At 54.4% G+C, this 22708-nt stretch carries 12 protein-coding genes; 1 reads left to right on the top strand and 11 read right to left on the bottom strand.

The window, feature by feature from the left end; genetic code table 11:
- Positions 1 to 48 precede the first annotated feature (48 nt).
- The 11 genes from J3P34_RS19845 to J3P34_RS19795 all read right to left on the bottom strand — a co-directional run bounded on the left by J3P34_RS19845 (position 49) and on the right by J3P34_RS19795 (position 21588).
- A complete protein-coding gene (locus J3P34_RS19845; RefSeq protein ID WP_210490385.1) occupies positions 49 to 2616 on the bottom strand; it encodes an alpha-L-arabinofuranosidase C-terminal domain-containing protein in 2568 nt (855 codons plus the stop codon).
- Positions 2617 to 2736: 120 nt separating this feature from the next.
- Positions 2737 to 5142: a glycoside hydrolase family 127 protein gene (locus tag J3P34_RS19840; protein ID WP_246853816.1), complete on the bottom strand. Its 2406-nt coding sequence runs from the start codon at positions 5140 to 5142 to the stop codon at positions 2737 to 2739.
- Between the two features lie 460 nt (positions 5143 to 5602).
- A complete protein-coding gene (locus J3P34_RS19835) occupies positions 5603 to 6979 on the bottom strand; it encodes an aminopeptidase P family protein (protein ID WP_210490384.1) in 1377 nt (458 codons plus the stop codon).
- A gap of 171 nt (positions 6980 to 7150) precedes the next feature.
- Complete coding sequence (gene lacZ / locus J3P34_RS19830; protein WP_210490383.1) at positions 7151 to 10339, bottom strand: beta-galactosidase, LacZ type; 3189 nt, start codon at positions 10337 to 10339, stop codon at positions 7151 to 7153.
- 171 nt (positions 10340 to 10510) lie between these two features.
- The gene (locus tag J3P34_RS19825; protein ID WP_210490382.1) at positions 10511 to 12493 is read right to left on the bottom strand and encodes a glycoside hydrolase family 97 protein; all 1983 of its coding nucleotides are present in this window, start codon (positions 12491 to 12493) and stop codon (positions 10511 to 10513) included.
- A gap of 101 nt (positions 12494 to 12594) precedes the next feature.
- Positions 12595 to 14805 (bottom strand): S9 family peptidase, encoded by a 2211-nt coding sequence (locus tag J3P34_RS19820; RefSeq protein WP_210490381.1) that lies wholly within the window; start codon positions 14803 to 14805, stop codon positions 12595 to 12597.
- Between the two features lie 161 nt (positions 14806 to 14966).
- A complete protein-coding gene (locus tag J3P34_RS19815) occupies positions 14967 to 16739 on the bottom strand; it encodes a DUF885 family protein (RefSeq protein WP_210490380.1) in 1773 nt (590 codons plus the stop codon).
- A gap of 90 nt (positions 16740 to 16829) precedes the next feature.
- Positions 16830 to 18077, bottom strand: coding sequence for an NAD(P)/FAD-dependent oxidoreductase (locus J3P34_RS19810; protein ID WP_210490379.1), 1248 nt, complete (start codon positions 18075 to 18077; stop codon positions 16830 to 16832).
- 1 nt (position 18078) lies between these two features.
- Positions 18079 to 19080, bottom strand: a complete 1002-nt coding sequence (locus J3P34_RS19805; RefSeq protein ID WP_210490378.1) for a 4-hydroxyproline epimerase — start codon at positions 19078 to 19080, stop codon at positions 18079 to 18081.
- Between the two features lie 6 nt (positions 19081 to 19086).
- A complete protein-coding gene (locus tag J3P34_RS19800) occupies positions 19087 to 20541 on the bottom strand; it encodes an aldehyde dehydrogenase (NADP(+)) (RefSeq protein WP_210490377.1) in 1455 nt (484 codons plus the stop codon).
- 114 nt (positions 20542 to 20655) lie between these two features.
- On the bottom strand, positions 20656 to 21588 hold the full coding sequence (locus J3P34_RS19795) for a dihydrodipicolinate synthase family protein (RefSeq protein ID WP_210490375.1): 933 nt from the start codon (positions 21586 to 21588) through the stop codon (positions 20656 to 20658).
- A 204-nt stretch (positions 21589 to 21792) separates the two neighbouring features.
- Between J3P34_RS19795 and J3P34_RS19790 the strand changes: the two genes are divergently transcribed.
- Entirely contained in the window at positions 21793 to 22701 is a 909-nt protein-coding gene (locus J3P34_RS19790; protein WP_210490374.1) for an AraC family transcriptional regulator, read from the top strand.
- Positions 22702 to 22708 lie beyond the last annotated feature (7 nt).

Raw genomic sequence — 22708 nt, 5'->3', positions numbered from 1 at the left:
AGCCAGTTTTAAAAAAAGAGGCGCTAAACGCTCCTTGATTTCACCTGCTTACTTCCTGGTCTTGAGCCGGAAAACCGAGATGGAATACGGTTTCACACCTACCTCAAAAGAAGAGGCGACATTGGTTAATCTGGAAGTCTGGGGCACATACTTTTTGGGCGCTTCAAAGGAATTCTCCGCCTGGTAGCTTTCCGCCGATAGGGTTGTTACTTCACCCACCGGTGACAAGTTTGGGGCGCCTTTCAGGTTAAGGCTGGTCTGGAAGGTTTCCGGGGAGCCGTTCACCACTTTCACAATGATGTCGCCGGTTTTCTCGTCTACCCCCGAGATGCTGTAGAACATATCCGGAATGGTGTAGCTCATGAGGAACTTATCGTTCAGGTAGCAGTCCACTTTGTTCAGGCCTACCTCCAGCCGGATGTCATACCACTTGCCCGTCTCAATTTTCTCGGGCAGTTTGGTGGAGGAAGACAGGTTGGCGACTTCGGTGCCCTCGGTGACCTGCTCGAAGACGCCGTACTGGTTCCAGTAAGAGCCTATGTGCGCCCGCACCTGCGTTTTGCCGCCATCCTTCACTGCGAACGGAATGATGAACGCGTTGTACCCGCTGAGCTTGCGGCCTTTCAGTTTGAGGGTGTAAGTGTCATAGGATTTGTCTTTGAGCATGGCAAAAAGCTGCGCGCCTTCGGCGGTTTGGCCCATAGCCCCTTCCTTCACGCCCCAGGTGCCCCGCACCTTCTCCCACTCACCTTCAGCTTTGTCAAAATTGCTGCTGTAGACCACTTTGCCCTTCTGGATAACCTGGATGTCTTTGTACTCGGTCTGAGTGTCCCAGGTACTCAAGCCGATGCCCCCGGCAAAGGCCGGCTTAGTCACCTTGGCGGGCTGCACCTGCACCGAGGTCGCCAGGTTCTGGTCGGCGCGGTGCTGGTTCAGCATCTGGATGGCGTAGTAGGAAATCCGCGCGAAACTCTGCGAGTTGTTGAAGTTGATCAGGTTCACCGGCCAGTCCACATCGTTGGTATTGACCAGCAGCGGGGCGTAACTGGACATGGTCACCAGGTCGCCGTTGCGCTCCATGGCCAGGATGTACACGGCGTCATTCAGCGCCGCGAGCATGTTCCCGCTGCCCACGCCGGCGTTGGTGGCATACTCGCCCACGTACAGTTCCCAGTCGCCCCGTTTATATTTGTCAAAATGATCGTAGTTGTTCATGGCCCAGTACGCCGATTTGTAGGCGTGCTCATCGGCGATGTCCAGCTTCTTCATCCCGTCCAGGGTGTGCCGGTTCACATCGGCAATGCCCATGCTGGCAATCACTTTCAGGCCGGGGTACTTGGCTTTGATGGCGTCGTAGAACAGGTTGAAACGGTTGGCGTACCAAGGGCCGTGCTGCTCGTTGCCCACCTCCACGTATTTCAGCGGAAAAGGCGCCGGGTGTCCGTTAGCCGCCCGTACTTTCCCCCACTTAGAGGTGGCCGGCCCCACGGCGTATTCAATGGCATCCAGCACATCGGCAATCACCGCGGGCAGTTGGGCATCGGGCAGGAAGGTGCCGCTCCGGAACTCGCAGGCCACGCCGGCATTGAAGACGTACATAGCATCAGCGCCAGTGTCTTCGCAGAACTGCAGGAACTCATGGTACCCCAGACCGTCGCTGGACCAGTAGCCCCACGGACTGAAGGTGCCCGGTCTTTTCTCCACCGGCCCGATGCTCTCTTTCCAATTGGGCGCACTCTCCACGGTAATTCCCTCCACGAAACAACCGCCCGGCCACCGGATGAAAGAAGGTTTGAGATCAGCTAAGTACTGCGCCAGATCGGGCCGCAAGCCGTTCTCCCGGTTCTTGAAGGTCTCAGCTGGAAAAAGCGAAACAAAGTCCAGAAACAGCGTACCCGTACTTCCAAAGCTGATAACGAATTTGGCTTTCGGGTCAGAACCTTTGGCAACCAGTTCACAGCTTAGCTTTTGCCAGGCTCCGGTTTTGATGGGATTGTCGAACACGTGGCTGGCCAGGGTTTTCCCGTCTTCGCTCTGCAGCGAAACGGTCAGCGGTCCTTTGTATTTCTTCTCCGATCGGGCGTAGAAATTGAGTTTGTAGGTTTTGCCCTGATCTACCTTGATGCTCCAGAACCCTTCATTGACCAGACTGGCCTTGCCCGCTTTATCCAGATCAGAAATCGTTATCTTCAGCGAATTGGGCGTTGCTTCATTCAGGGGCTTTTCCTGCGTTAAGCCGAGTGTCACCTTGGCTTCGCCACTAGTTTGGGCCGACCAGGCCGGCCAATCCGATTTCAGGGCCCAGGGCATCTTCCAGTCGCTGGCCTGACCGTTGGGCAGGTTGTAATGCGGGGCCGGATTCGGCACCAGGAACCCGTTCTGCAAAGTGGTGCCTTTCGGGATACGCACTTCCTCAAACCCCCGGTTCTGGATCAACTCGCCGTACAAGCCGCCCTCGCCCCCGTGGCTAATTTCCTCAAAGAAGATCCCGTGGAGCGTTCGTGAGACTTTGTTTCCGGGCTTTTGGGCATCCACGGTGATGGTGGCCTGCCTTTGTCCCAAACAGACCGAAGCCGTAAGGCCCCACAGCAGCAGCGCTCCTACCCTAGCCTTCATGGGGAAACAACCTTTTAGATTTTATAGCTTGACGCATTTTCGTATTCGGTCTGTTTTTAAGGAATTTACTCCAAACTGAATTTGGCTAAACAAGCTCCTGATGAGCGTGAAAGCGGGAGATTACTTCACGGCCCACTCATGGATACCGGTCGCGGCTTCCTTAGGCAATTGGATCTCCATGCGTAAGGCGGTGGTTTTCACCGGGGCGAACTTGACCATGTTGTACTTGTCCTTGGAAACCTCGTAGGCCGTGGTGTTTTTCACCGGCACCCATTTATCGCCCTGCTTGTAGAAGATCTGGTACGAGGCCGGAATGGTGCAACCGCCCCAAGGGCTGTCATCGAACCAGTACACCTGCGACTCAGACACGGTATGCTCCCCGTCAAAATCCAGCTGCACAAACTCTTTGGTGTTTTTGTTCGGCCACCAGTGCAGGTAGGGATAGTTGGAGTCGCGGGAATCCTGCGGATCGTACTGGTCTACCAATGCAGCCAGGGTTCTGGCGTTCTTGATGGAGGCAGAGATCTTGCTGGTGGACGCGATGGTAGGCGCCGGCTGCGGCTTGGCGGCCGAGGCCTCATACGGTACCCACACCGTCATGTCCACCGATCCGCGGTTGGCCCAGGAGAAGTACGGAATGGCCTTCACGGCCTGCTTTGTTTGCAGCAAAGCGGTGGTGTTGGCCTGCCGTTTGGTGCCCACGCCGTTGGTGTTGATCACCTGCACGCCCTTCAGCAGACTCGCCTCGAAGGTTTCCTCCACGGGGGCGTTTTTGTCCACCAGGATGTTGTGCACCAGGTTGTCTTTGTTATCGGGGCCTTCCAGGCAGTACACCAACGGACCGCGCTGGAACGAGAACTTCCCGAGGTCGTCTTTCACGTTTTTGTTCGCCAGCACTTTCTCGGTTTCCATGGGCAGGTCAAGCGTGATTTTGTCCCCTTTTCTCCATTTCCGCTTCAAAACGGCATAGCCTTTCTCGGTGCTGTATTGGATGGGTTTTCCGTTCAATTTTAAAACGATTGGTTTCTTCGTGGCATCGGCGAAGGTGTACAGATCGCCGGGCACCGGCTGTTGCTGTGCCCATCCGGGAATCCTCACCCGGAGGGTGAAATCCTTGTTTTTCTGCGGGTCTACCTCCAGGTCCACGGTGCCGTTCCAGGGGTAATTGGTGGTCTGTTTCACCTTCACCTGACCCGCGGGCAGGCTGATGTCGCTGGCGCTGGTCATGAACAGGTTCACATACAGGTCATTGTTGTTCTGCGCGTACACGTAGCCCGGCACCGAGGGCAGGAACCGCGTCATATTGGAGATGCAGCAGGCGCAGCTGAACCACTCACCCCGCTGGTGCTGCCCCATGGAGGCCAGCGGATTAGGATAAAAAAACCGATTTCCGGTGAGGGAAATGCCGGAGAGCAGCCCGTTGTACAGCGTTCTTTCCAGCACGTCAATGTACTTGGCGTCGCCGTGCAGCAGGAACATGCGGTTATTCCAGTACACGTTGGCGATGGAGGCGCAGGTCTCGGCGTAGGCCGACATATTAGGCAAGTCATACGCCTTCCCGAAGGCCTCGCCAGCGCCCGTGGCCCCGATGCCGCCGGTAATGTACAGCTTTTTGTTCACCACATCGTTCCAGATGGCGTCAATCGCTTTCAAGTAACTTTTGTCCCCGGTGAGCGCCGCGATATCGGCCATGGCGGTGTACATGTAAGTGGCCCGTACCGCGTGCCCCACCGCTTCCTGTTGGTCCACCACCCGGGCATGCGCCTGGTTATACTCGGTTCCTTTGGGTCCGCGCACGTCCAGGAAGAACTTGGCCAGATTCAGGTACTCTTTCTTGCCCGTGATCCTATAAAGTCTCGCCAACCCGATCTCCACCACCTGGTGGCCCGGATATTTTTCCTCTTTGCCGTACCCGAAATCCTTCACCAGCAGATCGGCATTTTTGGTGGCGATGTTCAGCAGGTTCTTCTTACCGGTAGCTTGGTAATGCGCCACCGCGGCCTCAAACAAATGGCCCGAGTTGTACAGCTCATGGCTGAGTTCCTCCTCTTTCTCCCAGCGCTTATTTCCGATCCACTCGTGGGGCTTAGCCGCCTTCACCGTCCGGAAGGTAAACAGGTACCCGTCCGGCTCCTGCGCATTCCCGATGATGGTGATGAGCGAATCCACGTAGGCATCCAGCTTGGGATTCTTTTGCACCTGCATGGCGTAGGAGGCGCCTTCAATGACTTTGTAGATATCGGTATCATCGAAGGTGAACTGGCTGAGCTTATCGCCACTCAGCTTGCCAGCAGCCTGCAGGAAGTTGTCGATTCGGCCCTGCTCCCGGCTTTTCTCCAGCGTGTGCGGAATGGTCACGGTGGCGTTCACCAGCATCTTGGGCGCCCAGAACTCATCATGCACATGCACGTGGGTAAACGGCACCGGCTGGATGGGATAGTCATTGTGCTGATGCTGCGCCATCACGGGTTTTGCGAGAACCACCAACCCGGTGAGGGCAACGGCCATGAGTCTGTTTAAGAACATAGGGTGAAACGTTAAGGCTTTGGATACTGAAGAAGGATGGAAAACCGGAACAGGTTTGCCAGCGAAAAAACGTGTCTAAAAGACACCATTCATCTAACCAAATTTAGATTTCCCTAACCACTTCCCCTGACCGGATATTAGCCGATGCTTCCACCATATTAACATGGAGGTAACATCGACCTCCGCCAATTAGGTGAAACCCGTTTTCGGCCTGATTTATCAAATCTCACTTAAAATTTATCAAATCTCACTTAAAACATAGGTAAGCAAAATGCTGAAAAGCAAAACGGTCACCTACGCATGGGTAAGTGACCGTTTTGCTTTTTATGGAAGTTCCGTTTTCGGGCTAATTCCTGGAAAACAGGCAAAAATCAGCTTCCAAACTGAATACTTACTTAAGCGAAACCAACCATATAATTTTTAATAAAGCCTAGTTATTGCCGAGGTGCTATTACCCCACCTAACTTCTGAATTCTTCCATATTTCTTGGAACGGGGTTTCCCAGCAGCCTGCTTCCCTCAGGGGTGATCAGAAAATCCTCCTCAATCCTGATGCCGCCGAAGTCTTTGTAGCCCGTGACCTTGTCATAGTTAATGAAGTCTGCGTGCATTTTCTCCCCCGCCCAAAGGTCTATCAGATCTGGGTTGAAGTAGAGGCCGGGTTCCACCGTCAACACAAAGCCGGGTTCCAGGGCGCGGGCTAGCCGCAGGGACTTCAGTCCGAACTGGGTGCTCTTCTTTTGGTCCTCGGCGTAGCCTACGTATTCCTCGCCCAAATCTTCCATGTCATGCGTGTCCAGGCCCAGCATGTGGCCCAGTCCGCACGGGAAAAACAGGGCGTGGGCTCCCTGCGCCACTGCCTCCTGCGTATCGCCTTTCATGAGGCCGAATTGCTTGAGCCCGTCTACGAGCAAGGCACAGGCCCGCAGATGCACATCTTTGTAGTGCACGCCGGGTTTAAGCATGCTCACGGCTTGTTCATAGGCCGTCAGCACCACGTCAAACATTTCCTTCTGCCGGGTCGAGAAGGCCTGGTTCACCGGAAAAGTACGGGTCATGTCACCGGAGTAATGCATGGCCGAAGCCGCGCCGCAGTCTACCAGCACCAGCTGTCCTTCCTGCAGCATAGTGGGGCTGTAATGGTTGTGCAGGATCTGGCCGTTCACCGTCAGGATGGTGGGGAAGGCCAGGTTCCCGCCGGCCTTGATGGCGATGGCCTGCAGTCGTCCCGCCAGCTCGGCTTCGGTCATTCCGGCTCGGGCTATGAGTGCGGCTGTTTTCAGCATCTCCCCGGTAGTGTTGATGCCCTTTTCGATTTCCACTACCTCTTCCGGGGTTTTGATGGACCGCTGCGCCACGATGGCTTTGATCAACGGCACCGAAACCATGGACTTGATGGAAGCCGGGGACGTTTGCAGCCAGGAACTTAACTTCAGCAGGTTCTCCGGGCGGTAAGGCGGCAGAAAATGGATTTCACGCTTTTTCGCCAAAGCCTCCCGGAAATAAGATTCCAGCGAAGACTGCGGATTGGTCGCGAAAACCCCTACCTCACTGGCCTGCTCCCGGATGGATTTCTGCGGCCCCATCCAAACGATATCATCCGGCGTCAGTTCATCCCCGAAGATAACCTCGGCATCGTCTTCTACATCAATCACCGCCACCAACCCGGCCCGATCAATCCCGAAGAAGTACAGGAAGGTGCTGTCCTGCCGGAAAGGATACCAATTGTCTTTGTAGTTCATGCTGCTCTGCTCGTTGCCCAGCAGCACAATCAACCCGCTTCCTACCTGCTGCTTCAGCCGTTCTCTCCGGCTTACATACGTTTCTTTGTTGAACATACTTTTATATTATGGCAGGTGCCCGAACCCCACCGGAAACGATTCCGCTGATGGTATCAGGAACATCCTATTTCTTTAAATTCTTTCTGAATACCGCTGCCGCTCAGGTCTGATGATGCGGAGCCGTTTTAAGGCAATTTCCTAAAAACAACCTTAAAACGACTCTTGATGCTATTTACTTTTAAGCTGAGCCTGCGGCTGAGCAGTTCCCTTGATAGGCTTGATCAGGAACTGCATTTCATAGGAGGCATACGGCAAACGGTACTTCTCCAGAGGCCAGGAACGCCAGCTGTCCACCCCGCCCACTCCCATCTGGGCGGCATCTATGTTAAGCTGGGTTTGGGGTCTGGGCTTCAGTTCGGCGGCGTGGCGTTGCTGTTTTTCTTCGCCATCATCTAAGTCCTGGTCAAAGTAATGCAGGGCACTGATGCTGAGCGGGGTCTCTGCCGTTACAAGCAAACCGTTTCCGGCGCCATTGGTAACTTTGTACCAGCGGATATCGGTTTTGTTTCCGGTCTCCTGCGGGCGCACGTAGGGAAAATACTGGTCCGCCACGGTTTGCTTGTACACGCCCATATGCGCGCTGAAATTCCGGTCCTGGTAGTTCTCGTGCGGACCTCGACCGTAGAATTCCACGGCGTTGAAGCCGGCCGGCAAAATCCACTGCATCCCGAAACGGGGCAACATGACCACTTTCTTGGCGGTATCGGCTTGCAGGTGCTGCCGTACCAGCATCTCGCCGGCACTGTTCAGCAGGTACTGCACCGATAGCTGGCCTGACACTTCCGGAAGCGTGTACACCGCCTCCACGGTCACCACCTTGTTCTTTTCTGAAGATGTGAGCTTCTGCAGTTTGGCCTGCTGCGGCACGTTTTTCCAGACCTTCAGCTTGGTTTGTAGCCCGGCCCCGAAGTCATTGTCGTTGGGCGCCCGCCAGAAGTTGCTTTTCAAGGCAGCGCCGGCCTCAAGATAATTCACGCCTTCCACCACGTACTGGCTTAGCCAACCGGTTTTCTTGTCAAAGCTGATGGTGCCGGAAGCCAGGGGAATCGTGAGTGCATTCGCGGATTCTTTTACCTGTAAGGCTGCTTGTCCTTTCAAGGCCAGCTGTTGCGGGGTGTTCTTACGCAGCGTCAATTGCTCCGTGGCGATGATATGCCCAGCGGGTACCAAAGGCTCGGCGTTCTTGAGTTTGTAGGTCAGGTTCAGGAAGACCTCGCCGGAATTGGGGAGTTTGACGGGCACTTTCACCTGGGCTGTTTCCTGCGGACCTACTTCCAGCCGGTTCACCACGCCAGACTTTTTCCTCACGCCATCCACCACCAGTTCCCACTCCAGTTTCACGTTCTCCAGCCCGGTAAACAGCTTCTCGTTGTACACCCCAATGGTGGTGGGGCTCACCAACGTGGAATGAATATCCTGGTATACTTTCATCATCTCCCAGGCATGCGGATACGGCTGGCGGTTGGCGTAGAAGATGCCGTTGCAGACAAAGTTCTTGTCTGAGGGAATGTTCCGGTCCTTAGGACCATAATCCCCGCCATACATGTAAATGGTGTCGCCGGCGGCGTTCACTTCCTGAAAAGCCTGGTCCACGAAATCCCAGATAAAGCCTCCCTGGAACGCGTGTTTGTTCTCCCGAATCAGCTGCCAGTAGTCAATGAAATTGCCCAGTGAGTTGCCCATGGCGTGCGCATACTCGCACATGATAAAAGGACGAGCCGGCGTAGGGTTGGCTTTGGCATAGGCGGCCATGCCCTCGGGTGTGGGATACATGGGAACCACAATGTCTGAGTTCCACTCCCAGGTAAAGGTCTTGTAATCGGCCACGGCACGCTCGTACTGGACCGGACGAGAGGCGTCGCGGGCTTTCATCCAGAGGTAAGAACGGTAGAAATTGTACCCGTTTCCGGCCTCGTTTCCCATACTCCAGACAATAATAGACGGGTGGTTCTTGTCCCGTTCCATCATGCGCTGCACCCGCATGAGGTGGGCATCCTCCCAGGTGGGTTTATTGGCGATGGTCTTGGTGATGTCATAGCCCATGCCGTGGGTTTCAATGTTGGCCTCATCTACCACGTATAGGCCGTACTGGTCGCAGAGCTCATACCAATACTCGTCGTTGGGGTAGTGGCTGGTGCGCACCGCGTTGATGTTGAACTGCTTCATGAGTTTGATGTCGCGCAGCATGGCTTCTCTGGAGATGGTCTGCCCCGTTTTAGGATCGGTCTCGTGGCGGTTCACGCCTTTCACCAGCACCGGTTTACCGTTCACCAGCAGCTTTCCGGCTTTGATCTCCACCTCCCTAAAACCCACCCGCTGCGGTATGATCTCGGTAACATTCCCCTGTGCGTCTTTCAGCCGGATAATAGCATGGTACAGATTCGGTGTCTCGGCGGACCAGAGCTCAGGAGCCGTCACCGCCAGATTGAAGACGGCAGAATCTGAGCTAAAGGAAACCTGCTGTTGCTTGATGAGCTTCTTCCCGTCCAGCAGCTGAAAATCGGCGGAGACTGGCTGCGTGGGTTTCCCGTTCAGTTTGAGTTTCACCCGAAGTGAGGCGTTTTTGTAGGCATCGTCCAGATTAGGGGTAAATTCAACATCAAACAGGTGCACCGGATTGCGGGCCAACAGGTAACAGTCGCGGGTAATGCCGCTGATGCGCCACATGTCCTGGTCTTCCAGGTAGCTGCCGTCACACCAGCGCATGAGCTTAAGGACAATGAGGTTCTTGCCGGGTTTCAGGTAAGACGTGACATCGAAATCAGAGGGCAGTTTGCTGTCTTCGCCGTAGCCTACGTAGGTGCCGTTCACCCACACCGCCAGGTTAGATTTGGCCGCCCCGATATGCAGCACCACCTGTTTGCCTTTCCAGTTCTGGGGCAAGGAGATCTCGCGACGGTAAACGGCCGTGGGGTTTTCCTGCATGGGCACCACCGGCGGCGTAGGCGGCATGAGGTAGACAAACTCGTACCCGCCGCTGGAGTAGATGGGGAAGCCGTAGCCGTTCAGCTCCCAATTACCCGGTACCTGGAAGGTTTTCCATTGGCTGTCGTTGAAATCTGTCGCCTCAAAGCGGGCGGGCAGATCTGCCGGGTTCTCCACCCATTTGAACTTCCAGTCTCCGTTCAGGCTTAGGTAGTTGGCCGATGTTTTCCAGTCGGCTTTCTGCAATGCCGCCTCTGTTTCATATACCTCATACGAACTGTGCATAGGCATGCGGTTCTCTTCGTTCCTCCGTTCATCCAGCCACATAGGTGCCTGCGCCTGGGCCGCTAAACCAGAAACTATGAATACTAAGGGAGCTATTCTTCTGAAAAAGGAAAGAAGCAAAGGAGGATGGAAAAAGTAAGGTATCATGTTCTCAGAAGAAAATCCTTGCCTGCGTTTCAGGGCTGTTTTGCTAAAACTGCGCCGAAAACAGGCAAGATGGTAAGCAAATTTAATGGTGGGCTTTTGTCTAAACTTCTGCCTCAGACCTTTGTGGTTTTGGGGGTATTTTTCTAAAACCAGGCCTAAAACCGTGAAGGGTTATTCTACGGGTGTTAGGATGGCAGCCCAGCCGCCGCCCCCGCTCATTTTCAAAGAAACAGTATCCCCGGCCTTCACATTTCTGCTCTCGATTTTGTAGTCCTGCGGATGACGGTCAGCGTTGATGCCATCGCGGAGGATTTCCATCTGGTAAGTCTTTCCGTCCAGGAACGTGAGCGGGAGGCTCAGTTCCCGGGCATCCCAATTGGTCATGCCCCCGATGTACCAGTTTTTACCGTGCTGCCGGGCCATGGCCACGTACTTCCCGGACTCCCCGGCCAGGGCCACCGATTTGTCCCATGTGGTGGGGATCTGGCTGATGAACCTGGTGCAGTCCGGGTCTTTGAGGTAATTGGTGGGGCTATCGGCGAGCATCTGCAGCGGGCTTTCGTAGATCACGTACATGGCCACCTGGTGCGCCCGGGTGCCCTGGCTCATGGGTTGGTTGAAGACGTCTTTGAAGCCCTCCTTGGTGGAGTTCACCATGGCGCCGGGCGTGAAATCCATGGGACCCGCCACCATGCGGGTAAAAGGCACCGTGACGTTGTGCGTGGGCGTGATGACGTCGCTCCACTTGTTGTTCTCCAAGCCTTTCACGCCCTCGTAACTGAGCACGTTGGGGTATTTCCGGTTCAGCCCCACGGGTTTGTAGGCCCCATGTAAATCTACCAGCAGCTGGCGCTGGGCGGCGGCTTTGGCCACGCGCTCATAGTAGTTGACCATGTACTGATCGCCGCGGGCCATGAAATCGACCTTTACTCCTTTCACGCCCCATTTCACAAATTGGTCCAGAATCCCGTCAATGTCTTTGTCCAGGGTATTCCACAAGGCCCAAAGAATTACGCCCACGTTCTTGCTGTTAGCATATTGCACCAACGCGTTCAGGTCCAGGTCTTTGTTTGGTGCCATCAGGTTGGTAGTGGCCGCCGACCAGCCCTCGTCCAGGATGATGTACTCCAAACCGTATTTAGAGGCGAAATCAATGTAGTATTTGTAAGTATCGGTGTTCACGCCGGCCCTAAAATTCACGCCGTACACGTTGTTGAAATTGTACCAGTCCCAGGCCACTTTGCCAGGCTTGATCCAGGTGGTTTGCTGCAGCACGTTAGGCGAGGCCAGTTTGTACACCATCTCCGTTTCCAACAGGCCTTTGTCATCGGTGACGATGAGCGTGCGCCACGGAAACGTTCTTTTGCCGGAGGTGCGGGCGATGTACCCGGCTTTGCGGGTGATCTGCTCGTCCCGGTCGCTGCGGGGTTTCAGTTGGGATTCCAGGATCACTTTGGGGAAGGCTGACTTCAACCCTGTCCCACCCGTCCCGAAGAGAAACAGATTGGGGTAGTCGTACAGGTCAGATTCTGTGAGAAGCACTTTGGTACCCTTGCCTGAGGTGAACAGCAAAGGCAGGTACCCGTACTGCTGGCTCCCGATAGCGGCCAGCGTGGTGTCTTTGAACGTTGCCTCATAATGAGACTGGAACTCGGGGTCAGTTTCCTGAGGCCAGTACACCTGGTAATTGCCTCCCATTTGGAGATCGGCGGTTTCGTGCTGCACCTCTATTTCCCTGGCGGGAAGATTTGTCTCAAACCGATAAGCAGCCCCATCGTTGTACGCCCGGAAATTCACCACGTAGCCGCCTTTGCACTGCAACTTCAGCTCGTTGTATACATCAGGTATTGAGCGATTCTTCACCGGCACCACCGCCGTAATGGTCTCCTTCACCGATTTCCTGCTATCCTTCTGCACCACCGGATTCACGCCCAGCTTCTCCCCCGAGATCAACGTCATACTCAGCGCACTGGGCAACAGAACCGTCTCACCTTTCCGGGCCACAGACCATTTGATCACATCGGTCACCGACACCTTGACCTGAATGTTTTTGTCTGGTGAGGTAAGCAGATAGTCTTTCGCGAAGGCGGCGGTGCTGGTGAACCAGAGACACAGTTGCAGGACCAGAATTTTCCCGAGGAGATTGCGTTGCATGGATTATCGTTTCGTTTGCTCAAGGTTGAACTAGAGCTGTTTTAGGCCTGATTTCTGAAAAACTGACTTAAAATGGATACAATGAAAAGCAGGATATAAAACTACCGCCCACCCGGCGGACAGTATTGTTTCAAGAAATTGGTGAACAAGGTAGCCAAGTGCGTAGAGGTGCCCTCTCCTTCCGAGATGCTGTGCGAGCGGTTGGGGTACGGCATCATCTGGAACTGCTTGTTGTGCTTGATCAACTCGTTGATGAGCTGCTCGGCGTTGTTGTAATGCACATTATCGTCGCCGGTGCCGTGAATGTAGAGCAGGTTGCCTTTCAGGTTTTTGGCGTGGGTGATGGGCGATCCGTTCACGAAGTCCTCCAGGTTCTCCTGCGGCAGCCCCATGTAGCGTTCCTGGTAGATATTGTCATAGGTGAGTTGGTTACCCACTGCGGCCACGGAAATTCCGGTCTTGTAGATCTGCGGATATTGGAACAGCAGGTTGAGCGTGGCCGAGCCGCCGCCGCTCCAGCCCCACACCGCCACCCGGGAAGTATCCAGGAAAGGTTTTTTCAGGATCTCCTGCGCCGCCATCGCCTGGTCTTTGATGTTGAGTCGACCTACCTGCCTGTAGATGCTTTTGCGCCAGTCCCTGCCCTTGGGACCGGGCGTGCCCCGGTTATCCACGGACACGTACACATAGCCATCCTGCGCCATGTTCCCATTGTACAGGTTGTTCATGCCGGTGCCGTAGGAGTCCAGCACCGTCTGGCCGGCGGGCTCGGTGTAGACCTGGAACACCACGGGGTACTTCTTCTTCGGGTCGAAGTTGGTGGGCTTTACCATCCAGGCATCCATTTCTACGCCTTCGGAGGTTTTCACCTTGAAGAACTCCACGGGAGAGTTCGCTTTGTTGGCTTGTGCCAACGCCTGCTCTACTGCACTGGCACCTCCCAAGGCTTTATGGTCGGGCAAGGAAATGGATTCTGAGGCGGGTCTGGTATAATGGTTAGAGAAGCTGTGGAAGGCGAACCTGGCGTTGGGTGACACGGTGTACTGGTGCGTACCCGGTTGCGAGGTTGGGGAAAGCCGCTCCAGTTTGCCTTTGCCGTTCAGCTTTACGCGGTATAGGTATTTCTGCGTGGCGTTCTCCGGCGAAGCCATCACGTATACATAGCCCTCCGGCTCGTTTACGTTCACGATGGACATCACATCATAGGCGCCTTTGGTGATGAGGGTTTCCTTTTTGCCGTCGCGGCTCACGCGGTACAGGTGGCGCCAGCCGTCTTTCTCGCTCGCCCACAAAAATTCTTTCCCCTTGCTGAGCCAGTCCCAGCCGCCGTTGTTGTAATTAGAGTCCCAGGTAGAGATCACGTCAATCCAGGCCTTGTCTTTCTCGGTGTGAATGTTGGTGGCTTTGCCCGAAGCGGCGTTGCAGAGCAACAAACGGCTTTCGTTCTGTTTGCGGTTCAGTTGTTGCAGGATGATTTCGTTGGCATTGGCCGCCCACTCCATGCGAGGCACGTAATTCTGACGCGGATCGCCGGGTACTTCCATCCATTTGGTAACGCCCACGGGCACGTCAATTACCCCGATTTTGTAAGGCGAAGGCGCCTCTCCGGCGGAGGGGTATTCCACTGGCAACACTTTGGAATAGACGCCATCGGTAAGGTTGAACATGAAGTAGTCTTTCACGTCGGAGGCATCAATTTGCCAGAACGCGATCTTCTTGCTATCAGGGCTCCAGCGGAACCCGTCGCGGCAGGCAAATTCTTCTTCGTAGGCCCAGTCAAAGGTGCCGTTGATGCGCTTCCGGGTTCCGTCTGTAGTGAGTTGCTTTACCTGTTGCGAGGCGATGTCCTCTGCGTAAATGTTGTTTTCGCTCACGTACGCTACCAGCTTGCCGTCTGGCGAGAACTTTGCGAACATGAGCGAAGAAACCGGACGGCTAGCGCCCAGCTGCTGCAGTTTCTTGGTTTGGCGGTCATAGACCCAATAATCGCCGCGGGTGTGGTAACGCCAGACTTTTTGGGTGTTGGTAAAGAGCAGCACTTTCTGCTCGTCGTCTGAAAATGCGAAACTGCGTACCTTCAAAGGCTCGGTTTTCCCGGTGGGCACTAACTGTCCTTTCTCTACCAGCACAGCTTTGGTTTTACCTGGCAAGGTATAGGCGGTGATGTTTCCCTCTTCCGGCACCACATAGGTATTCCCGGACTTGAGCCAAACCACGCCTCGCTGCTGTGCGAAGCCGGGCAGGCACAAAGCCAGCAGTAGAATGAAGAAAAAGAAAGTCGGCTTCCCGAAGGTGGTATGTACCCTATTCATAGTTCTTTGATGATGATTCATCTGCAGTATCGTGTATTTTAAAAGAGCCTCTAAGTGCTGGTTTAAGACAACCCCTGTTTTCGGGCTACTTTCCTGAAAACAGGCCGAAAATAAGGTTTAGAAAGGATGCCGTTACCTAAGTTTTCCGGCTCTAACTCACCTTATTTTTTGGAGGCGGATTTCCCAGTGGCGTTGCCGTAGAAGCGCCAGTTGGAGGTAAAATCTTTGGGTAATTGCTGGTTAAGCAGAATGGCGCGGGCCATCTCCACGGGTAGGTTGTTCTCCTGAATAATGGCGTCATGCAACTGCTTATTCGTCATTTTGCCGGTCTGCACCAGTTCTTTGTGCAAGGCGTAGAATTGCAAACCACCAATCATGTACGCCAGCTGGTACAGCGGACCGTACCGGCCCTCAAAGGAGCGGCGCACCTCGCCCTCGGCATTGGCGCGTTCATGGCCTACGCGGTCTACCAGGAAATCAATGCACTCCTGCGGGGTCCATTTGCCCAGGTGGTAATTGAGCGAGAAGATGATGCGGGCGCAACGGTGCATCCGCCAGAAAAGCATGCCCACGCGGTCCTCAGCGGAGCGCGGAAACTTCTGGTCCCAGAGTTGCATCTCCCAGTAGAGCGACCAGCCTTCGGTCCAGAAGGGCGTAAAAAAATTGCGGTAGGCTTTGTAGCGGTCGTTCATGAAGCCTTGAAGGTGATGCCCGGCAATGAGTTCATGGTGCACAGTGGCGCGGGAGAAGTGCGGGTTGTTGCCGCGCATGCTCATGAGTTTATCTTCGTGGGCCATGGTGCTGGTGGGGTACGAAATGATGAACGTCTCGCCGCCCAGGAAAAAGGGGTTCACCAGTTGCCGCTCGGGGCTCATCATCTGCATGCGCCAGGTTTCCTCGGCCACCGGCGGAATGGTAATCAGGTCCTTTTCTTTCAGGAAAGCCACCGATTGGTTGTAGAGATCCAGCATGGCCTCGGGCTGCTTCCCGGCCGGTACGTACAGGTTCTTTACCTTTTCCAGGGCCGCATGCCAGTCTTTGCCAAAGCCCATCTCCTGCGAGGCCTTCAGCATCTCCTGGTCGCACCAGGCGAATTCCTTGTTGGCGATGTCAATCAGCTCCTCGGGGGTGTAGGGGATCATCTCATATTGCAGTTGCCGGATGAGTTCATCTTTTCCGATGGGGTTGCCCACGATACCGCTCTGGTCTATTTTCTGCCCTTTAGCAGGAACCTTGCCTTTTTTCTCGGCCAGGGCCGCATATTGGGTCAAGAGGGTGTCTACCTTTTTGTACGGTTCTTTGGTCCACCACGAGAAGCTGGGCTCATAGTCATAGTAGAACGTGTAGACACTTTTGAGGGCATCCTTCAGGTCCAGCGTCACGCCTTGTAAACGGTAAGCCAGGTCCCGGTCTAAACGGGGCTCGGCCTCCAAAGCGGTTTGGGAGGCTTTGAGGCTTTTCTCGATCAGGTTCAGTTCGGCCGCAATTTTCTGCCCGTCTACGTTGAGGCCTCGGCGACGGGGTTTCTCCAGGGCGTAGATCTTCTCAGCGAAGGGCACCCATTTACTGATCTGGTTGTATTCTTTGGCAGCCACATCCAGTAGGCGCAACTCCTCGGTCAGGTTCCGTTTGGTGAGCAGGTAGTCTACCCGGCTGCCGGTATTCAGCTGGTCGTAATCCAGCGTGTTGAGCTGCTGCTGGTATTCTCGGTACAGTTTCTGAAAACGGGCCGTAAACTCCGGTGAGTTCTCCATGAAATAAAAGCGCCGCAGACTCCCTTCATCGGCTTTCAGTTTTACCAAAAGGTTGTTCACCTCGCTTGTCTGCTCATACAGTACATGGGGGCTCTGGGCAAAGATGGACCCTGAACCCAGGAGAGTAAAGACAACCGGTAAACAGGAAAGTTTCAGAAAGCGAGCGCAACGGTGGATCATGGGTTTAATAAGGGCTTAAAGGTCTGGGGAGAGCAGGGTAAGCGCAATTCAAGTATCCCTCTTTCTGGAAGGAAGGAACCTACTAAGATGTTAGCTGTACCGATCTGGCGAGAAGGCGTCAATGCCCACCGATGATTTTCGGCTCATGAGTTCTTCGGTGAGCAGCTTTCCGGTGGCGGGAGCCAGGCTGAGGCCCATCATGCTGTGGCCAGTGCCAAACAATACATTGTTCCAGCGGCTGGTCGCGCCAATGTATGGCAACCCGTCTGGCGAGCACGGACGCAGCCCGCTCCAGATTTGGTCTTTTTCCGGAAAATCGGCTTGAAAACCGCCGTAGTACTTGGAGATGGAATTGTGGATGCCTTTTACCCGGTTCAGGTTGATGCTGGTGTTGTCATTGGTGATTTCCATGGTACCACCAAACCTTACCTGCTCCCCGAAAGGCGTCACCGCTACGCGGGCCTCGGTGAGGATGGCCGGGCGCTGAATGGCGGGCGAATTCTTCGTAAGGAAGCTGTAGCCTTTGCCGCCCAGCATGGGCATGTTGATCTTGAGCTTGCGGGCCACCTCGCCAGCCCAGTTCCCGGCCGCGATGATGACCTGGTCAGAAGCAAACTGGCCTTTGTCGGTGATGACGGAGGTGACAGTTCTCCCGGAGGTGGCAAAGTCCAGCACCTCAGCGTGGCGCACAATCTTCACGCCTTTCTGTTCTAAGTGCCGCACCAGGTAGGCGTGCAGCTGTGACGGATTCAAATGGGCGTCACCTGGGAAAAAGACCCCGCCTCGCACGTCTATGCCGGCGTACGGTTCCAATTGCTTCACTTCGTCCGGCGACAGGATCTCGGTTTCCAAGCCGTGCTTGCGGGCCAGGTGCGCGAACTCTACTTCCTCGTGCGCTGCCTCCTCAGATTTATAGAGCATCAGCAGTCCTTTTTCCTGGAAACCCACCTCCGGCGAGTTGTGCTTACCGACAAAATCCACGTACAGGTTTTTGCTGTACAAACTCAGGTTCTTGAGGTACGGGATGCTGTATTCCACGTGCTTTTTGGTGGCCGCCTTGTAGAAAAGCAGGCACCACTGGGCCAGGCGCAAATCCAACTTGGGGTGGATGTAAAAAGGGCTGGTAGAGGAAAGCATCCACTTCATACCTTTGGCGATGATGCCTGGCGAGGCCAGCGGCACGATGTGGCTGGGCACGATCATGCCGGCATTGCCAATGGAGCAGCTGTTAGACAGGTCTCCTCTGTCTATAATGGTGACCTCGAAGCCTTCATCAGACAAATAGTACGCGGTAAAAAGGCCGATGATGCCGCCCCCTACAATGGTAACTCTGCTCATATCAAATCACTTGGAATCCGTGAACATAAGGGTCTTCGTCATCAAAAAAGATGGTGTTGAGCCCCGTAACAATGGCCCAGCCTTCAATGCCGGGCAGAATGGCGGGTTTGCCGGCGACGGTGGTTTCGCCCTCAATGGTGCCGTTGAAGATAGACCCGATGTAGCTTTCATGCACAAACACATCGCCCGCTTTCAACTTGCCTTTGGCGTACCACTGGGCCATGCGCGCCGAGGTTCCGGTACCGCAGGGCGAGCGGTCAATGGCTTTGTCGCCGTAGAACACGGCGTTGCGGGCGGTGGAGGTGGGTTGCAGGGTATCGCCGGTCCAGAGCACATGGCTCATGCCCTTGATGGTGGGGTTCTCCGGATGCACGAAGCTGTACTTCTCATTCATGCGCTCCCGAATGACGCGGCTCCAGGAAATCAGCTTATCGGCGGTGAATTCCTGCAGACCAGGAAAGTTCTCCTGCGGATCAATGATGCCGTAGAAGTTTCCGCCGTAGGCTACGTCAATTTTCAGCTCGCCCAAGTCCGGGCAATCTATAGTCAGCCCATCGGCCTCCAGGTAAGAAGCCACATTGGTCAGCTTTACTGATTTTACCTTTTTGCCTTCCTGGATGTATTTGATTTTCACCAGGCCGGCCGGTGCCTCCAGGCGCAGTTCGCCGGGCGTTTTAGGCGTAATCAGGCCCTCTTCAATGGCAATGGTGACGGTTCCGATGGTGCCGTGACCGCACATGGGAAGGCAACCGCTGGTCTCAATGTATAAAACGGCGACATCGTTCTCTGGGTCATGCGGCGGGTACAGAATGCTCCCCGACATCATATCATGGCCGCGCGGCTCAAACATGAGGCCTTTCCGGATGTAATCGTATTCCTGTAAGAAGTGCTGGCGCTTTTCGCTCATGTTGGCGCCCTCCAAAACGGGTCCGCCCCCGGCCACCAGGCGCACGGGGTTCCCGCAGGTGTGGGCATCAATACAGAAGAAGGTTTTTCTTGCCATAAAGGGTTAAATAGGGTCTTTGGTGAACTGTCCATCCACGGTGCGCCAGATGGAAAGGGGGTTCTGATCTTTTAATTCATCGGGCAGCAGGTCCTGCGGCGCCGATTGGAAGGTGATGGGCCGGGCAAACCGTTTGATGGCGTTGGTACCCACCGAGGTGCTGCGGCTGTCTGAGGTAGCCGGGAACGGTCCGCCGTGGGTCATGGCCGGACTAACCTCCACGCCCGTCGGCACACCGGCGAACAATAGCCGGCCGCATTTCTCGCGTACCGTGTCTACCAGGTTTCCAGCAGCTGCTAATTCAGTTGCGGTTCCCCAGATGGTGCAGGTGAGCTGGCCCTGCAGCACTTCTGCTGCCTGCTCCAATTCTGCCATGTCGTTATAGGTCACCACCAAGGTGAACGGCCCGAAGACCTCTTCCTGCAAAGCGGTGTTTTTCAGCCACTCGTGCACATTGGTTCTGGCTAAGGCGGCATGGCCAGTCAGCACATCTTCCTCCGCTGTCACCAGCGTTTCCACGCCGGTTTCGGCCAACAGCCTTGTCAGGCCCTGGTAGTAGTTGCGGGAGATGCCTTCATGCAGCATTTTATCGCCGGCAGATTCGCTCAGTTTCTGGGAAAGGAGGTCTAAAAAGGGTTCTGTGGTGGAGGACAGCGGATAAAACACCAAACCCGGACAGGTACAGAACTGCCCTACGCCCTGCAACACCGAGGCCGCTGCCTGTTCTGCCAAGCCTACCGTTTCTGCTTCCGCTTTCTCAGGCAGTATGAATATAGGGTTGATGCTGCCCATTTCGGCGTACACCGGAATAGGTTGCTCGCGCCGGCAGGCCTGGTCAAAGATGGCTTTTCCGCCTTTGTAAGAACCGGTGAACGCCACCGCCTTGGTTTTAGGATGCTTTACCAGTTCCTGCCCTACCTCAATGCCACCGCTTACGTGCTGGAAAACTCCAGTTGGCAAGCCACATGCCCCCAGCGCCTGTTGAATAGCCCCGAAGACCATTTGGGAAGTCTTGGGGTGCCCCGGATGCTCTTTGTACACCACCGGGCAACCCGCTGCTAACGCCGAGGCCGAATCTCCGCCGGCCGTAGAAAAAGCCAATGGGAAATTGCTGGCCCCAAACACCACTACTGGTCCCAAGGGAAACAGCATGCGGCGCAAATCTGGTCTGGGCAAAGGTTTTCTGTCTGGCATGGCCGGGTCAATGGTGGCTTCGAGCCAATTGCCTTGGTCCAGGAGATCGGCGAAGGCGCGGAGCTGGTTCATAGTGCGGCCCCGTTCTCCGGTCAGCCGCGCCAGAGGCAGATTGGATTCCTGGCTGGCTACCTGCAACAGTTCCTCGCCCAGATTTTCTATCTCGGTGGCAATGGCTCTCAGGAAAGTAGCTTTTACCTTTGCAGGTGTTTTTTTATAGGTATGAAATGCTTCCTCTGATGTTTGCAGTACTTGGTCAAGCGGCATGCTTTGCATTGATTATCCTCCGTTTTAATAAATACTCTTCCTTTCGGCGCAAGCCATCTTACCAGATGGCCCTATAACACCTAAGCCCATGTTCAATAACATGGGCTTAGGTGTTTACAAAGAGATAAGTTCTTTTTCTTTTTTGAACTCGGGCAACACTGGGCGGTTTGCCAGGGCCTCGTTGATAATGGCCAGAACTTGCACGCGCTCTGCGCCTTCCAAGGGCAGGCGGGGCTGACGTACGGCCTCGGTGCCCAAATTTGTGCAGACTTCAGCCAACTTGATGTTCTGCACCAGTTTAGGATGCACATCCAGCTCCAGCAGCGGATAGAACCACCGGTTGATCTTCACGGCTTCCTCTAAGCGGCCGGCTTTTACCAGTCGGTAAATGGCCACGGTCTCAGCAGGGAAAGCGCAGACCAAACCGGCTACCCAACCCTCGGCACCCAGCACCAGGCTTTCGAGAGCCAGGGTATCTACGCCGGAAAGGATCTTGAACCTATCCCCGAAGCGGTTCTTCATTTTGGTGATGTTGCCTACCTCGCGGGTAGATTCCTTTACCGCCTGGATGTTCTCCTCAGAAGCCAGTTCTTCAAACATATCCAAGGTTACCTCAATGCGGTAATCAATGGGGTTGTTGTAGATCATGATAGGGAGCGGCGTAGACTGGGCCACGGCCTTGAAATAGGTCACGGTCTCCCGGGCATCAGCTTTGTAGCGCATAGGCGGCAGCAGCATAAGTCCGCTGGCCCCGTTTTTCCGGGCTTCTTCGGCCGCCTGAATGGCTTTGGCAGTGGACTGCTCGGCTATGTTCATCACCACGGGCACCTTGCCGTCTACAAACGCAACGGTTTCCTTTACCAACGTTGCTTTTTCATCATCTGTTAAGGTGCTGGCTTCCCCTAGGGTCCCTCCTAATATGATCCCATCCACCCCGGCATTCAGTTGAGCCTCAATGTTGCTCAGAAACGCAGGTATATCAAGTCTGTCTTGCTCCGTGAACTTGGTGGTGACAGCAGGGAAAACTCCTTTCCATTGTACATTCATGGCGTGCTTTTTTAATGTTACTGTATTTGATTTTATGATTTCTAAACCTGTATAAGAGCTTAACAAAACTACCCTATCGGGTTTGAAGGGAATTCCTACATTTTACCCATTGGTGATACAAGATTATCAATTGGACTGCTTGTACCGATTTATCAATTATGTTAGTTAAATTTAAGTACGTTCTCCTTTTTCTTTACCCAGACCATGAAACCCCTACATTTCAAAATCCCGAAGACGTCAGGCGAATCCGTCCGGATTCAGTATGATGAACAGCGCCATTTCTATGAGAACCTGCATTTCCACCCAGAACTGCAGATCATGGTGATTTGTGAAAGCACCGGAACCCGTTTCATTGGTGACAGCATTGGCAACTTCAATGTCGGCGACATCATTGTCCTGGGCTCTAACCTGCCGCACGTATTCCGGAACGATAAAAGGTACTACGAACCAGACTCTGAGCTCAAGGCCAAAAACATCTCGGTCTTTGTAGACCTTGCGGCTTTTGAAGATAATCTTTTCTCCCTTCCTGAGGCGCACGCGATCCAAAAATTATTACTCAACAGCAAGCGGGGGTTACTTATTGGGGGAGAAACCCGGGAAAAGGTGTCAACCCTGATCCAGGACATGCGCACGATGAAGGGTTTTGAGCGGATTATCCAGGTGCTCATCATCCTCAACCTCCTCTCCCACTCCAATGAACTGGAGATGCTCTCCTCAGTGGGTTTCAACGCGAACCTCAATGAGTCTGACAACCGCAAGATCAATGATGTCTTCAATTACATCATGAACAACTTCACCGAAGACATCAAACTCAGCGATGCAGCCAACGTGGCCAATATGAGCGTGAATGCATTTTGCCGGTATTTTAAGCAACACACCCAAAAAACGTACTCCCAGTTCCTGAACGAGATCAGGATTGGCCACGCCTGCAAGCTCCTGATTGAGGACAAATGGAACATCAGGGAGACGGCTTTTGAATGCGGGTATGACAACATCTCCTACTTCAACCGCCAGTTCAAAGACATCACCAACTTCACCCCTACTGAGTTTGTGAAACTCCACAACACCAAGTTCACCAGCGACTTTTCCTTACTGGAAACAACCCAAGCGTAAAGCTTGG

The organism is Rufibacter aurantiacus (genome assembly GCF_017916345.1).
Taxonomy (GTDB): domain Bacteria; phylum Bacteroidota; class Bacteroidia; order Cytophagales; family Hymenobacteraceae; genus Nibribacter; species Nibribacter roseolus.
This window is presented reverse-complemented; position numbering and strand designations above follow the sequence as displayed.